General features: G+C 75.2%; 1 protein-coding gene and 2 pseudogenes. All 3 read right to left on the reverse strand.

From position 1 onward, the window contains the following. Positions 1 to 197: 197 nt before the first annotated feature. Positions 198 to 4430 (reverse strand): annotated as a pseudogene (locus OG948_RS03790) (type I polyketide synthase); the annotation flags it as partial. A gap of 8 nt (positions 4431 to 4438) precedes the next feature. Then, a complete protein-coding gene (locus OG948_RS03795; protein WP_406293820.1) occupies positions 4439 to 9346 on the reverse strand; it encodes a type I polyketide synthase in 4908 nt (1635 codons plus the stop codon). Then, positions 9343 to 16050 (reverse strand): annotated as a pseudogene (locus OG948_RS03800) (SDR family NAD(P)-dependent oxidoreductase); the annotation flags it as partial. The gene OG948_RS03795 and the pseudogene OG948_RS03800, both read right to left, overlap by 4 nt. Positions 16051 to 16105: the final 55 nt, after the last annotated feature.

The raw sequence follows: 16105 nt of genomic DNA on the forward strand, positions 1-16105 counted from the left end.
CGGTACCGCCGGCGTGCGGCTCCGCGTGTCGTACCCGGGGCCGAGTCCGGCGCACGGTCTCAGCACTCGCGCGGTCCCAGGACTCGCGCGGTCCCAAAAGTCGCGCGGTATCCCAAGACTCGCACGGTCTCAAGAGTCGCACGGTCTCAAGAGTCGCGCGGTCCCAGGACTCGCGCGGTCCCAGGACTCGCGCGGTCTCAGGAGTCGCCGGGGCCGTCGAGCGCGAGGCGGATGAGTTCGTCGGCGTCCATCAGCGCGATCGACGCGGCGGCCTCCTCGGCGAGCGCGCCGGCGGCGGCCGATCCGGCCGGGTCCTCGGTGGCGGAGGGTGGTTCGTCGACCGGCTCCGGGGCGAGGTCCGCCCGCAGCCTGCGGGCCAGATCGACCGGCGTGGGGTGATCGAAGACCAGCGTGGCGGGCAGCCGCAGACCGGTGTCGGCGGTGAGGCGGTTGCGCAGTTCCACGGCGGTGAGCGAGTCGAAGCCGAGGTCGCGGAAAGCCCGGTCCGGATCCACCACGCCGGCCGACCCGTGGCCCAGCACCACGGCGACATGGGCGCGGACCAGGTCGAGGAGGAACTCCTCCCGGTCGGCCGGGGACAGTCCGGACAACCGCTGCGCCGGCGAGGGTCCCGCGGCGGCCGTGTCGTCCGACGCGGCGCGCCGGGCCGGGACCGGGGCGAGGTCGCGCAGGATCGGCGCCGCCGGACCGGTGTCGAGGATCCGGTCGACGGGGATCCGGCGAAACACGAGGGAGTCGGCGCGCAGCACGGGGGCACCCGCGCCGTCGGCCGCCAGCACGGTGACCGTGTCGGCGCCTGCGGGCACGAGCCGCACGCGCAGCCGCCGCGCGCCCGAGGCGTACAGCGAGACGCCGCTCCAGGCGCACGGCACCGGGATCCCGGCGTCCCGATCACCGGAGTCGTCCGGGCTGTACGCCAGGAGTGCGGCGTCCAGCAGCGCCGGGTGCAGGCCGTATCGTCCGGCCTCGTCGCGTTCGCGGTCGTCGAGCGCGACCTCGGCGTATACCTCGGTGCCGACCCGCCAGGCCTGTTCCAGGCCCCGGAAGGCGGGCCCGTACGCATGGCCCGAGGCGCGGGCCTGCTCGTGGAGGTCGGCGGTGTCGAGCGGGACGGCGCCGGTCGGCGGCCATGCGGTCGACTCGAAATCGGCGGCCGGTCCGGTGAGGTCCACGGGGTCCACGGGGTCCACGGGGTCCACGGGGTCCACGGGCCCGAGTGTGGCACTGGCGTTGCGCTGCCAACCTCCGTCGTCCGCCGCCCGGTCGGTGGCGAGGCGGGAGTGCGTGGTCAGGCTGCGGCGGCCGGTCTCGTCGGGCGGGCCGACCACGATCTGGATGCGTACCGCGCCGGTCGGCGGCACGATCAGCGGGGCTTCGAGGTCGAGTTCGTCGAGTCGACCGCAGCCCGCCTCGTCGGCCGCACGGATCGCCAGGTCCACGAAGGCGCTGCCCGGCAACAGGATGCTGCCGGCGAGAGTGTGGTCGGCGAGCCAGGGGTGGGTGCGCGCCGAGATCAGGCCGGTGAGCACGAGGTGACCGAGTTCGGACAGGGTGGTGCCGGCGAGCAGCAGCGGGTGGTCGACGGGGGCGAGCCCGAGCTCGGCGGCGTCACCCGCGCCGGCCCGGCCGGTGCCGGACTCCAGCCAGTAGTGCCGGTGTTGGAACGCGTAGGTCGGCAACGGGACGCGCCGGCCGAAGCCGGCGCCGAGGACCGCGGTCCAGGCCACCGGCAGCCCGTGCACGTGGGCTTCCGCGAGCGAGCCGAGGAAACGCTCCACGTCCGGCCTGCCGCGGCGCAGGGTGCCGAACGCGACGGCGGACCGGTCCGTTCCGTCCAGCACCTGCTCGATCACCGGGGCCAGCATGGGATGGGCGCCGACCTCGACGAAGGCGGTGTGTCCGGCTTCGAGGAGAGCGTGCACGGTCTCCTCGAAGCGCACGGTCTGCCGCAGGTTGCGGTACCAGTACTCGACGTCGAGGCCGGCGGTGTCCTGCCGGCCGGCGGTGACCGTCGAGTAGAAGGGGATCTGGCCCGGGCGCGGTTCGATCCCGGCGAGGGCGTCGGCGAGCCGGTCGCGGATCTCCTCCACGTGGGCGCTGTGCGAGGCGTACGTGGTGGGGACGCGCCAGTGGCGTATCCGCTCGCCCTCGTACACCGCCGTCAGTTCGTCCAGGGCGGCGGTGTCGCCGGCGATCACGGTGGAGCCGGGTCCGTTGATCACGGCGACCGACAGCCGTCCGGGCCACCGTTCCAGCCGGGCCGCGACCCGAGCGGCCGGCTCGCCGACGGAGAGGATGCCGCCGCGCCCGGCCAACACCCCGACGGCCTGGCTGCGCCGGGCGACGATCTTCGCGGAGTCCGCCAGGCTCAGGCCGCCCGCGATGTAGGCCGCGGCGATCTCGCCCTGCGAGTGGCCGACCACGGCGGCGGGTTCGACGCCGCAGGAGCGCCACAGTTCGGCCAGGCCGATCATCACGGCCCACAACACCGGCTGGAGCACGTCGACGCGCGCGAGCCACACCTTGGCGGCGTCCGCGTCGGCGCGCAGCACCTCTTCGAGGGACCAGTCCACGTACGGGTCCAAGGCTTGCCCGCAGGCGGCGATGCGTTCGGCGAACACCGGCGCGCTGTCGAGCAGTTCCACCGCCATCCGGGCCCACTCCGAGCCCTGGCCGGGGAAGACGAACACGACCCGTTCGCCGTACCGGGCCTGGCCCCTGGCGACCGCGGCGACCGGGGTGCCCGCGGCGAGACCGGCCAACGCGTGTCGGAGTTCGTCGCGGCCGGCGGCCCGGACGACCGCGCGGTGTGGCAGGGCGGACCGGGTGGCGTGCAGGGAGTGTGCCAGGTCGGGCAGCGAGGCGGCGCGGCCGGCGTCGGTGTCCAGGTGGGCGGCCAGTCGGGCGGCCTGGGCACGCAGGCTCTCGGGGCCGGCCGCGGAGACGAGGAAGGGCAGCACGGCAGGGTCGCGCAACACCGGCGAATCGGGCTTGCGATCCTGCTCCGGCTCCGGTTCCGCGTGGTCGTCGGCGGTCGGCTCGGGGGCCTGTTCCAGGATCAGGTGCGCGTTGGTGCCGCTGATCCCGAAGGACGAGACGCCGGCGCGGCGCGGTCGTGCGCCGCCGGGCCAACTCCTGGCCTCGGTGAGCACTTCCACGGTGCCCGCGGACCAGTCCACGTGCGGGGTCGGCTCGTCCACGTGCAGAGTCTTGGGCAGCACGCCGTGGCGCATCGCCATGACCGTCTTGATGATCCCGGCCGCACCGGCGGCCGCCGCGGTATGGCCGAAGTTGGACTTCACCGAGCCGATCCACAGCGGCCGTTCGGGGTCGCGGCCGCTGCCGTAGGCGGCGATCAGGGCCCGGGCCTCGATCGGGTCGCCCAGCCGGGTACCGGTGCCGTGCGCCTCCACCGCGTCGATGTCCGCGGGGGCCAGGCCCGCGTCGGCCAGCGCCTGTTCGATCACCCGTCGTTGCGCGGGGCCGTTGGGGGCGGTGAGGCCGTTGCTCGCGCCGTCCTGGTTGACCGCGCTGCCGCGCACCACGGCCAGTACGGGGTGGCCCTTGCGGCGCGCGTCACCAAGCCGTTCGACCAGGAGCATGCCGACGCCCTCGGACCATCCGGTGCCGTCGGCCGCGGCGGCGAACGGCTTGCACCGGCCGTCGGCGGACAACACGCGCTGCCGGCTGAACTCGACGAAGACGGCCGGGGTCGTGATCACGCCGGCCCCTCCCGCGAGCGCCATCGTGCACTCGCCGCCGCGCAGCGCCCGGACGGCGAGGTGCAGCGCCACCAGCGAGGACGAGCACGCGGTGTCCACGGTCACCGCGGGGCCTTCGAGGCCGAGCGCGTAGGAAACCCGGCCCGACATCGCGCTGCCGACGCCGCCGGTGAGCGCGTACCCCTCGACACCCTCGGGCAGGCGCCGCACCCCGCTGCCGTAGCCGCTGGGGGTGCCGCCGACGAAGACGCCGGTCGAACTGCCCCTCAGGGTGCGCCGATCGACCCCGGCGTGTTCGAACGCCTCCCACGAGGTCTCCAGGAGCAGCCGCTGCTGCGGGTCCATGGCGAGCGCCTCGTGCGGGGAGATCCCGAAGAAGGCCGGATCGAACTCGCCCGCGTCGTCCAGGAATCCGCCCTCTCGGGTGTAGCTGGTGCCCGGGTGGTCGGGGTCCGGGTGGTACAGGTCCTCGACCGCCCAGCCCCGGTCGGTCGGGAATCCGCCCATCGCGTCCACCCCGTCGGCGACCAGCCGCCACAGGTCCTCGGGCGAGCGCACGCCGCCGGGGAAGCGGCAGGCCATGCCGATCACCGCGATCGGCTCGGGGCGCTCCAACTCCGCGATGCGGGCCCGGGCTCGCTGCAGGTCGACCGTCGCGCGCTTGAGGTAGTCCCGCAGCCTGTCTTCGCTGCCGCTCATGAGTGCTCACCTTTCGGGGCCTGCCCGGGGGTTTCGAGATGGTCGTCGAGCAGCGCGAACAGTTCGTCGTCGGAGGCGGACGCGACACCCGCCTCGTCGGCTGCCGCGGTGTGCTCCCGGTCGAGCGAGCCGAGCCGTTCCAGGAAGCGCCGCATGCGCAGCGCGACTCGGGCTCGGAGCTGCGGATCCTCGTCCGCGACTCGCCCGAACGCGGCCTCCAGGACGTCGAGTTCGGCCAGGACCGGGGCGAGTACGGACTCGTCGTCGCCGGTCAGCGCGGTCCGCAGCCGGGCGGCCAGGTCGGTGGGGGTCGGGTGGTCGAACACCAGCGTGCTCGGCAGTTCGACACCGGTCGCGCGGCCGAGCCGGTCCCGCAGTTCGACGGCGGTCAGCGAGTCGAATCCCAGGTCGCGGAAGGCCTGGTCGGCCGGCACCTGCCCGGCCGAGGTGTGGCCGAGGACGGCCGCGACCTCGCCGCGCACCAGGTCCAGCAGGATCGTCTCGCGTTCGGCCGCGCCCGCGGCGCCCAGCCGACCGATCAGGCCGGGGTCCGCCACCCTCGGGGCGCCGGCCGGCGCGGCCCGCGCGGCGAGCGCGGCGCCGACCTCGGGGAGGCCGTCGAGCAGCGGGCTCGGACGCAGCGAGGTGAAGCGCGGGGCGAAGACGAGCCAGTCCACGTCGGCGACGACCACTTCGGTGTCCCCCCGGCCCACCGCGCGGGCCATCGCGTGCACGGCGGCTTCCGGGGGCATCGCCCGCAGGCCGAGCCGGGCGAGTCGGTCCCCGTCGGTCTGCTCGACCATGCCACCCCCGGCCCACGGACCCCAGGCGATCGACGTCGCGGCCAGGCCGCGGGCGCGCCGGTCGCGGGCCAGCGCGTCCACGTGTGCGTTGGCGGCTCCGTAGACTCCTTGGCCGCCGCTGCCCCAGACACCGGCAATCGAGGAGAAGAGCACGAACGCCGCCAGGGACCGTTCGCCCAGCACGGCATCCAGGTTGGCCGCGCCCGCCACCTTGCCCGCGGTGATCCGCGCGGCCTCGACCGGATCCGTGTCGGTGATCGGCGCGGCCTGCGCCACCCCGGCGGCGTGCACCACCGCGCTCAGCGGCGGCCCGTCGGCGTCGATCCGTCGCACGAGGCGCTCCACCGCGCTCCGGTCGGCCACATCGCAGCTCTCGATCAGCACGCCGACGCCCAGGGTGGTCAGTTCGGCCGCGAGGGCCTCGGCCCCCGGGGCCCGCGCGCCGCGCCGACCGGCCAGAACCAGCCGCTCCGCGCCCGCGGTCGCCGCCCACCGTGCCACGTGCGCGCCGAGGCCGCCGGTGCCGCCGGTGATCAGTACCGTGCCGGACGGCTGCCAGAGGTGGTCGTCGGCCTCGGTGACGGCCGGCCCGCGGGCCAGGCGGCGTACATGCACCCCGTCGGGACGGATCGCCACCTGGTCCTCGGCGCCGTGCGCGAGCACATCCGCGAGGCGGGACCACACGTCGACGGCCTCGCCGGTCCGCGGCTCCGCCGGTACGGCGCTCGCCGCACGCGGCCCGGCGTCCGCGAGGTCCACCAAGCCACCCCAGACGTTGGGCAGTTCGAGCGCGGCAACCCGACCGAGTCCCCAGATTCCGGCCTGGTCGGGGTACCCGGCCGGGTCGTGCTCGGCGATGGACACGGCGCCGGTGGTCAGGCACCACAACCTGGCCCCCGGCTCGGTGTCGGCGAACGCCTGGACGAGCGCGAGGGTGGCCGCCAGGCCGTGGGGGAGACGGGGCAGGTCGGCGCGCTCGCCCGGCAGGTCGGACAGCAGCGAGAGCACCCCGTCGAAGGGGCCGAAACGGCGCAGGTGCTCGGCGAGGACACCGCGATCGCACTCCGACGCGTCGACCTCGAGCCGTCGCACGGCGGCACCGCGCCGTTCGAGCGCACGCGCACACGCGTCGACGTGCCGGCTCGCCGGATGGCTCACCACGACCCAGGTGCCGAACGGTTCCGCGCCGGATCGTTCGGTCCAGGGCGCCCACTCGGCCCGATACCGCCAGGTGTCCGGGTCGTCGAAGGCGCCGCCGGCGGCCCGTGGGTCGGCCAACGGGGCCGGCCAGTGCCGCTGTCGCTGGAACGCGTAGGTGGGCAGGTCGACCGACCCGCCGCCGCCGGGGAGGAACGCGGTCCAGTCCACGGGCGTCCCGTGTACGTGCAGCGCGCCCAACGCCGCGGTGAGCGTGGCCCGTTCCGATCGATCCCGGCGAATCACCGGGACGGCGAGTGTCTCGACGGATGGGCCGCGGCATTCGCGGGCCATCGCGGTCAGCACCCCGTCGGGCCCGACCTCCAGCAGTACGGGCTCACCCAGGGCGCCGACCGCGGCGACACCATCGGCGAAGCGGATGGGTTCGCGTACCTGGCGCACCCAGTAGTCCGGGTCCGTCAACTCGCCCTGGGCGGCTACCGCGCCGGTGAGGTTGGAGATCACCGGGATCCGTGGAGCCGCGTACGAGACGCCCGCGAGCACCGTCCGAAACTCCGCGAGCATCGGCTCCATCCGCGCCGAGTGAAAGGCGTGGCCCACCCGAAGCCGCCTGGTCCGACACCCGCGCTCCGCGAAGAACGCGGCGACCGCCAACACGGCGGCCTCGTCCCCCGAAACCACCACGGAACTCGGCCCGTTGACCGCGGCCACACCGACCCCGCCGCCCCGGCCGACCAGGGCAGCCCGCACCTCGGCCTCACCCGCCCGCACCGCGACCATCGCCCCACCCGCCGGCAACGCCTGCATCAACCGACCCCGCGCAGCCACCACCACCGCCGCATCCGCGAGCGACCACACACCCGCCACACACGCCGCCGCAAGCTCACCGATCGAATGCCCCAACACGAACTCCGGCCGCACACCGAACGACTCCACCAACCGAAACAGCGCCACCTCCACCGCGAACAACCCCGCCTGCGTGAACACCGTCTCGTCCAACAACCCCTCGGTACCCTCCACCCCGAACACCACATCCCGCACCGAAAACCCGACACGCTCGGCAAGCCGCCGATCCAACTCCGCCACGACCGCATCGAAACTCGCCGCGAACACCGGGAACGCCCCGTACAGTTCACGCCCCATCCCGACCCGCTGACTCCCCTGCCCGCTGAACAGGAACACCGGTCGGCGGTTCGCCCGCGCGACGCCGACGGTCGTGCCTCCGGTCCGGCGTCCTTCCGCGACGGCGGTGAGCCCGGCGAGCAACTCGGCCCGGTCCGCGGCCGTCACCACCGCACGGTGGTCCAGCGCGGCGCGGGTGCCGGCCAGCGCGGCGGCGAGGTCGGCCGGGGCGATGTCGGCGCCGCCGGCCACCAGGTGCGCGTGCAGCCGCTCGGCCTGGGCGGCCAGGGCCGGTGGTGTCTTGGCGGAGAGCAGGTACGGCAGCACGCCCGGATCGGCCTGCGACGCGGCGCTCGGGGCGTCGACCGGCTCGGGCGGGCGGTACTCGAGAACCGTGTGCGCGTTGGTCCCGCTGATCCCGAACGAGGACACCGCGGCGCGCCGCGGCCGGCCGGTCTCCGGCCACGCACGCGCCCGGGTCAACAACTCCACCGCGCCCGCCGACCAGTCCACATGCGGCGTCGGCGCGTCCACGTGCAGCGTCCTGGGCAACATGCCGTGCCGCATCGCCATGACCATCTTGATCACCCCCGCCACCCCCGCGGCGGCGGTGGTGTGCCCGATATTGGACTTGAGCGCGCCCAGCCACAGCGGCGCGTCCGCGGGCCGTTCCCGGCCGTAGGTGGCGATCAGGGCCCGGGCCTCGATCGGGTCGCCGAGCGCGGTGCCGGTGCCGTGCGCCTCGACGGCGTCCACATCCCGGGTGCTCAGCCGCGCGTTCGCCAGCGCCTGCCGGATCACCCGCTGCTGCGAGGGCCCGTTGGGCACGGTGAGCCCGCTGCTCGCACCGTCCTGGTTGACGGCCGAGCCGAGGATGGTCGCCAGGACCCGGTGGCCGTTGCGGCGCGCGTCGGAGAGCCGTTCGACGAGCAGCATGCCGATGCCCTCGGACCACCCGGTGCCGTCGGCGTCGGCGGCGAACGCCTTGCAGCGGCCGTCGGCGGCGAGCACCCGCTGCCGGCCGAACTCCACATACACCCCCGGGTTGGCCATCACCGTGACGCCACCGGCCAGCGCCATCGAGCATTCGCCGGCGCGCAGCGCCTGGCCGGCGAGATGCAGCGCGACCAGCGACGACGAGCAGGCCGTGTCGATCGTGACGGCGGGCCCCTCCAGGCCGAAGGTGTAGGCGAGGCGACCGGAGGCGACACTCGCGGCGTTCCCGGTGGCGAGGTAGCCGCCGAGTTCGTCGGGTACGTCCATGCCGGCCAGGTAGTCCATGTCGACGGCACCGACGAACACTCCGGTGGCGGAGCCGCGCAGCACGGTCGGGTCGATCCCGGCTCGTTCGAACACCTCCCACGACGTCTCCAGCAACAACCGCTGCTGCGGGTCCATCGCCAGCGCCTCGCGCGGCGAGATACCGAAGAAGCCGGCGTCGAAGTCGGTCGCGTGCTCGACGAAGCCGCCCTCGCGGACGTAGCTGGTACCGGGGTGGTCGGGGTCGGGGTGGTACAGCCCGTCGACCGGCCACCCGCGATCGGTGGGGAAGCCGGTCAGGGCGTCGCGGCCCTCGGCCAGCATGCGCCACAGCTCCTCGGGCGATCCGACGCCGCCGGGGAAGCGGCAGGCCATCGCGACGATCGCGATCGGCTCCGCTTCCCGCTGCTCGGCGCGGCGCAACTCCGCGCGTGCTTCGTGCAGTTCCGCGGCCACCCGCTTGAGGTAGCCGACCAGCTTGTGCTGGTCCGGCGTATCGCGGTCCGGCATCGTGGTGGCGGTCCTTCCCAGGATCGGCGGAACGGGGCGAACGCGGGTCACGCCGGGCCCAGTTCGCGGTCGATGAAGTCGAGCACCTCGTCGGCGCTCGCCTCCTCGAGTCGCGCCGCCGCGTTCGACGGGGCGGTTTCCGGGGCGCCGTCGGCGCGCATCCCCCCGCCGCGCCACGCGGTGCGCAGCCGGTCGATCCGCGCGGAGATCTCGGCGCGGTCGTACCCGTCCGCGCGCACCCCGGCGAGCCGGGCCGCCAGGCGGTCGAGTTCCTCCAGCACCGCGGGCACCGCGACGGCGGCGGTGTCGGGCACGAGTTCCTTGAACAGGTGGTCGGCCAGGTCGGCCGGGGTCGGGTAGTCGAAGACCAGGGTGGCCGGCAGCCGCAGGTCGGTGGCGGCGTCGAGGCGGTTGCGCAGCTCCACGGCGGTCAGCGAGTCGAAGCCGATGTCGGTGAAACCGCGGTGCGGATCCACCGCGTCCGCGCCGTCGAGGGCCAGCACGGTGGCCGCGTGGCCGCGGACCAGATCCACCAACAACGGGCGCCGGTCGGCCTCGGCCAGTGCGGCCAGCCGCCGCACCAGGTCGGCGGCGGGTTCCGGCCGGGCTGCGCTCCGGGCACCGGGCCGCCCCGGGCCGCGGATCAGGCCGCGCATCGCGGCGGGCACGGCGCCGGCACCGCGGTGCAGGGCCGCGCCGTCGACGCGGACCGGCAACAGCAGGGGGTCGGGCAGATCCGCGGCGGTGTCGAACAGTGCCAGGCCCTGTGCCGAGGACAGCGGCACCATCCCGGAGCGCGCCGCCCTGGCCCGGTCGGCCGGGCCGAGGCCGGCGGTGATCTCGCTCGCCTGATCCCACAGTCCCCAGGCGAGCGACACGCCGGGCCGGCCGCCGGCCCGGCGATGGTGGGCGAGTGCGTCGAGGAAGGTGTTGGCCGCCGCGTAGCCTCCCTGTCCCGCACCGCCGAACACTCCCGCCGCCGAGGAGTACAGGGCGAACACGGCGAGGTCGGCGTCGGCGGTCAGCCGGTGCAGGTTCACCGCGCCGTCGATCTTGGGGCGCAGTACTCGGCGCAGTCGATCCGCCGTCGGCGAGGTGACGACACCGTCCTCGACCACGCCCGCGGCGTGCACGACGGCGGTGAGCGGGTGCGCGACGGGCACCCGGGCCAGTACTTCGGCGAGTTGCGCCCGGTCGGCCACGTCGCACGCGGCGATCTCGACGTGTACGGCGCCGAGCCCGCGCAGTTCCGCGCGCAGTGCCGCCGCGCCCGGGGCCCGCTCGCCGGCCCGGCCGGCGAGCACCAGGTGTCGGGCGCCGTGCTCGGTCACCAGGTGCCGGGCCAGCAGGCCGCCGAGCGCGCCGGTGCCGCCGGTGATCAGTACCGTGCCGTCGGGATCGAGCGCGGCGGGCACGGTGAGCACGATCTTGCCCACGTGTTTGGCCTGACTCATGTACCGGTAGGCGTGCGCGGCCTCCCGGATGTCCCAACTGCGCGTCGGGAGCAGGTGCACGGCGCCGCTGTCGACGAGGCCGACGATCTCGGTGAGGATCCGGCCGATGACCTCGGGGCCGGGGTCGACGAACGGCCGGTAGCTCACCCCCGGATACGACTCGGCCGTGTGGCCGGGGTCGCGCAGGTCCGTCTTGCCGAGCTCGATCAACCGGCCGCCGGGTGCCAGCAACCGCAGCGAGGCGTCCACGTACTCGCGGGCCAGCGAGTTGAGCACGACGTCGACGCCGCGGCCGTCGCCCGCGCCGGCGAAGGCGTGCTCGAAGTCGAGCGAGCGGGAGGAGGCGATATGCCGGTCGTCCAGGCCCAGTTCGCGCAGGGTGTCCCACTTGCCGGGACTCGCCGTGGCGTAGACCTCGGCGCCGAAGTGCCGGGCCAGTTGTACGGCGGCCATGCCCACGCCGCCGGCCGCCGCGTGGATCAGTACAGATTCGCCCGGCCTCAGGCCGGCGAGCTCGAACAGGGCGTGGTGGGCGGTTTGGAAGACGACCGGCATGCCGGCGGCCTCGGCGAAGGTCCACCGCGGCGGGATGCGTACGACGGCCCGGTGGTCGACGACCGCGATCGGACCGAGCGAGGCGGGCACCCGGCCCGTCACCCGGTCGCCGGGTTGCCAGTCGCCTGCGGCCGAGCCGACCTCGGTGACCACTCCGGCGGCCTCGGTGCCCATCCCGACGTGGGCGGGCACCATGCCCAGACCCACCAGCACATCGCGGAAGTTGAGGCCGGCGACGCGTACCGCGAGCCGGATCTCGTGCGGGGCGAGCGCGCGGGCGGCGGCCGGGAACGGCAGCGGCGCGAGCCGGTCCAGGTCGCCCGCTCCGGTGGTGTCCAGCACCCAGGGGCCGTCGGGGGCCGCGGGCAACAGCCGGTCGGTGTCGGCTCGGACGATCCGCGGGACCAGCGCCACGCCCGCGCGGACGGCCGTCTGCGGTTCGTCGGCGGCGAACGCCGCCCGTACCGCGTCGGGCAGCGCGGTCGGCGAGTCGGGATGCGCATCGAGGTCGGCGAGCAGGAACCGTCCCGGGTGTTCGGCCTGTACGGAGCGCAGCAGCCCCCAGACGGGCGCGTGGGTCAGATCGGTGACGCCCGCGTCGTCGCGGGCCGCGACCGCGCCGCGGGTGAGCACGACCAGCCGGGTCGCCTGCCACGCGGGGTGCATCAGCCAACCCTGGACGGTGTGCACCATACGTTCCACGGCCCGGTCGGCCGATTCGGGCAACTCCGGCGCGGAGACCGGGGCGAGCGGAAGCAGCACGACGGCGGGGGTCGCGGACTCCTCGGCGAGCGCGGCGGCATCGGGGTACGCGCGCGCCGCGATCCCGGTGCGCCGCAGCGCGTCGCCCAGACCGAAGGGGTCGACGCCCAGTACGGCCCACGGGCCCGCGATCGTCTCCCGCGACTGCTCGGGCGGTGCGAGCGCGGCCCAGTCGAGCCGGAACAGCGAGCCGCCGGCCGTTTCCGTGGGGCCGGCCGGGCGCGTCACCAGTTCGCGTACCGAGACCACGGGATTGCCGGAGCCGTCGGCGGCGACCAGTTCGACCGCGTCGGGGCCGGTGACCGACAGCCGTACGCGCAGCGCCCGGGCGCCGACGGCGTGCACGCTCACCCCGCTCCAGGAGAACACCAGCCGCGGCCGCCCGGTGTCCCGGCCGAGCCCGGTCAGGCCGCCGGCGTGCAGGGCGGCGTCGAAGAGCGCCGGGTGCAGCAGGAAGTCCGCGGCCTCGGCGGTGTGTTCGCCGGGCAGGGCCACCTCGGCGTACACCCGGCCGTCCAGCCGCCAGGCGGCGCGCAGTCCTCGGAAGGAGGGGCCGTACCCGAATCCGTCGGCCGCGAGGTCGGCGTAGAAGTCCCCGAGGTCCACCGGTTCGGCCCCGGCCGGCGGCCAGGTCGCCGAGTCGGCGGGGTCCGTGCCGGGCGCGCTCGCGGCGGCGGTCTCGGGGGCCAGGACGCCGACCGCGTGTCGGGACCACTCGCCGTCCGCGCCCGACCCGCGATCCACCGCGTCCTCGCGCCGGGAGTGCACCTCGACCCGACGGCGGCCGTGCTCCTCGACCGGCCCGACCGTGACCTGGAGCCGTACCGCGGCGTCCTCGGGAACGCCGAGCGGTGTCTGCACCGTGAGTTCGGCCAGATGCGGGCAGCCCGCACGGTCGCCGGCCCGGACGGCGACCTCCACGAACGCGGTGCCGGGGAAGAGCACGCTGCCGCCGATCGCGTGGTCGGCCAGCCAGGGGTGGGTGCGCCGGGACAGCCGTCCGGTGAGGACCAGTTCGTCGCTGCCCGCCAGGCCCAGCTCGGCGCCGAGCAGCGGGTGGCCGGTGGCGACCAGTCCGAGGCCGGCCGCGTCGGGCGTCGCCGCGCCGTCGTCGAGCCAGTAGCGCTTGCGCTGGAAGGCGTAGGTGGGCAGGTCGATCCGGCGGGCGCCGGTGCCGGCGAAGAACCGCTCGCCGTCGATCCGGCCGCCGGACAGGTGCAGCGCGCCGAGGGCGCGTACCGCGGTGACCGCTTCCGGTCGGCCACGGCGCAACGCGGGTACGCAGAGCGGGATCGTGGCGGGCACGGGCCGGCGGGCGGCCAGGCAGTCCCGGGCGAGCGCGGTCAGCACCCCGTCCGGGCCCAGCTCGATCAGCGCGGTCGCGCCCGCGTCGGCGAGCGCGGCGACGCCGTCGGCGAACCGGACCGTCCCGCGCACGTGCCGGGCCCAGTAGTCCGCGCTGCCCAACTCCTCGGCGCTCGCGGGGCGGCCGGTCAGGTTGGAGATCACCGGGATGCGCGCGGGCGCGGCCGTAACGGTGCCGGCCACCTCGCGGAAACGATCGAGCATGCCGTTCATGTGCACGCTGTGGAACGCGTGACTCGTGCGCAGCCGCCGGGTCTTGCGACCTCGTTCGGCGAACTGCCGGGCCAGCGCGAGCACCGGTTCGACGTCCCCGGAAAGCACCGCGGCGGCCGGGCCGTTGATCGCCGCGAGGTCGACGGCGCCGCCGTGTTCGGCGACCGCGGCGCGTACCTCCTCCTCGCTCGCGGCGACCGCGATCATCGCGCCGCCGGCGGGCAGTTCCTGCATCGCACAGGCCCGGGCGGCGACCAGCGCCGCGGCGTCCGGCAGCGACCACACCCCGGCCAGGTACGCGGCGGACAGTTCGCCGATCGAGTGGCCCAGCAACAGATCCGGGCGCACGCCCCACGACTCGTACAGCCGGAAGAGGGCGACTTGGAGCGCGAACAGGCCGGTCTGCGCGTAGACGGTCCGCCCGAGCAGTTCCTCGGTGACCGGGTCGTCGACGCTCAGCACGACCTCGGCCGGCGGCCGGTCGACCTGCCCGGCCAGTCGGGCGTCGAGCTCGCCCGCCACCGCGTCGAAGGCGTCGGCGAACACCGGCCAGGCCGCGTACAGTTCCCGACCCATGCCGGGGCGCTGGCTGCCCTGGCCGGTGAACAGGAAGGCCGTGCGCGGGCCTTGCCCGGCCCGGCCGCGCACGGCGTTCACCGCGTCCTCGCCCCGGGCCAGCGTGTCGAGCCCGGCGAGCAGGTCGTCGGGGCCGGTGCCCACGACGACCGCGCGGGAGTCGAGAGCGGCGCGCGACGTGGCCAGCGAGTAGCCGACGTCGGCGGGCCGGAGGCCGGGGCGGGCGCGCAGGTGCGCGGCGAGCCGGGCGGCCTGGTCGCGCAGCGCCTCGTCGGTGCGGGCGCCGAGGACCCAGGGCAGGGCGGGCGGGTCGATGCCCGCCGGGCCTCGGCCGGGGGCGTCGGTTGCCGCGTCGGCGGTGGTCGCCTCCGCGGGGAGGCGGTCGCCGGCCCCGGCCGTCGCGTCCGCGCCGCCCGGCTCCCCCGCCGCGTGCTCCGTGGCCGGCTTCGGTGCTTCCTCCACGATCACGTGCGCGTTGGTGCCGCTGACCCCGAACGACGAGATCCCGGCCCGGCGCGGGCGGCCGGTCGGCGGCCACGGACTGGGCCGGGTGAGCAGTTCCACACCGCCCAAGGACCAGTCGACGTGCGGTGTCGGCTCGTCCACGTGCAGCGTCCGCGGCAGCAGGTCGTGCCGCATGGCCTCGATCATCTTGATCACGCCGGCGACGCCGGCCGCCGCGCCGGTGTGCCCGATGTTCGACTTGACCGCGCCCAGCCGCAGTGGTTGCCCGGCGGGCCGGTCGCGACCGTAGGCGGCCAGCAGGGCCCGGGCCTCGATCGGGTCGCCGAGGACGGTGCCGGTGCCGTGCGCCTCGACCGCGTCGACATCGCGGGCGTTCAGCCGCGCGGCGTCGAGGGCTTGCCGGATGACCCGCTCCTGCGCGCGGTCGTTGGGGGCGGTCAGGCCGTTGCTGGCGCCGTCCTGGTTCACCGCACTGCCCCGGATGACGGCCAGCACCGGGCGCCCGGCCCGGTGGGCGTCGCCGAGCCGCTCCAGGAGCAGTACGCCCGCGCCCTCGGCCCAGCCGGTGCCGTCGGCCGCGGCGGCGAACGCCTTGCAGCGCCCGTCGGGGGCGAGGCCGCGCTGTCGGCTGAACTCGATGAAGATGCCCGGCGTCGACAGCACGGTGACGCCGCCGGCCAACGCCATCGTGCACTCGCCCCGGCGCAGCGCGTGCACGGCGAGGTGGATCGCCACGAGCGAGGACGAGCACGCGGTGTCGACCGTGACGGCCGGCCCCTCCAGACCGAGGGTGTAGGCGATCCGCCCGGAGGCGACGCTGACCATGCCGCCCGTGCCGAGGTATCCCTCGACCTCTTCGGGAATGGTGCCGAGCCGCTCGACGTAGCCAGAGGAGATGGCGCCGGCGAAGACACCGATCGGGCTGCCTTCGAGCGAGCTCGGGTCGATGCCGGCGCGCTCGAACGCCTCCCAGGAGGTCTCCAGGAGCAGCCGTTGTTGCGGGTCCATCGCCAGCGCCTCGCGCGCGTTGACGCCGAACAGTTCGGCGTCGAAGTCGGCCGCGCCGGCCAGGAAGCCGCCGCGCCGGGTGTAGGTCCGGCCGGAGCGGGCGGGGTCCGGGTCGTAGATGCCGTCGACGTCCCAGCCGCGATCGCGCGGAAAGTCGCCGACCGCGTCGACACCGTCGGCGACGAGCCGCCACAGCTCCTCCGGCGTACCCACCCCGCCGGGATAGCGGCAGGCCATGCCGACCACGGCGATCGGCTCGTGCGCCGCCGCCTCGACCTCGCGCAGCCGCTGTCGGGTCCGGCCGAGGTCCGCCGTGGCCCGCTTGAGGTAGTCGAGGAGCTTTTCTTCGTTGGTCGACACGCGAGCCCACTTTCGCCAGGTGGCCGGAGGGAAGCCGGGGAAGGCCGGATGG

The organism is Embleya sp. NBC_00888 (assembly GCF_045207655.1).
Classification (GTDB): Bacteria; Actinomycetota; Actinomycetes; order Streptomycetales; family Streptomycetaceae; genus Embleya.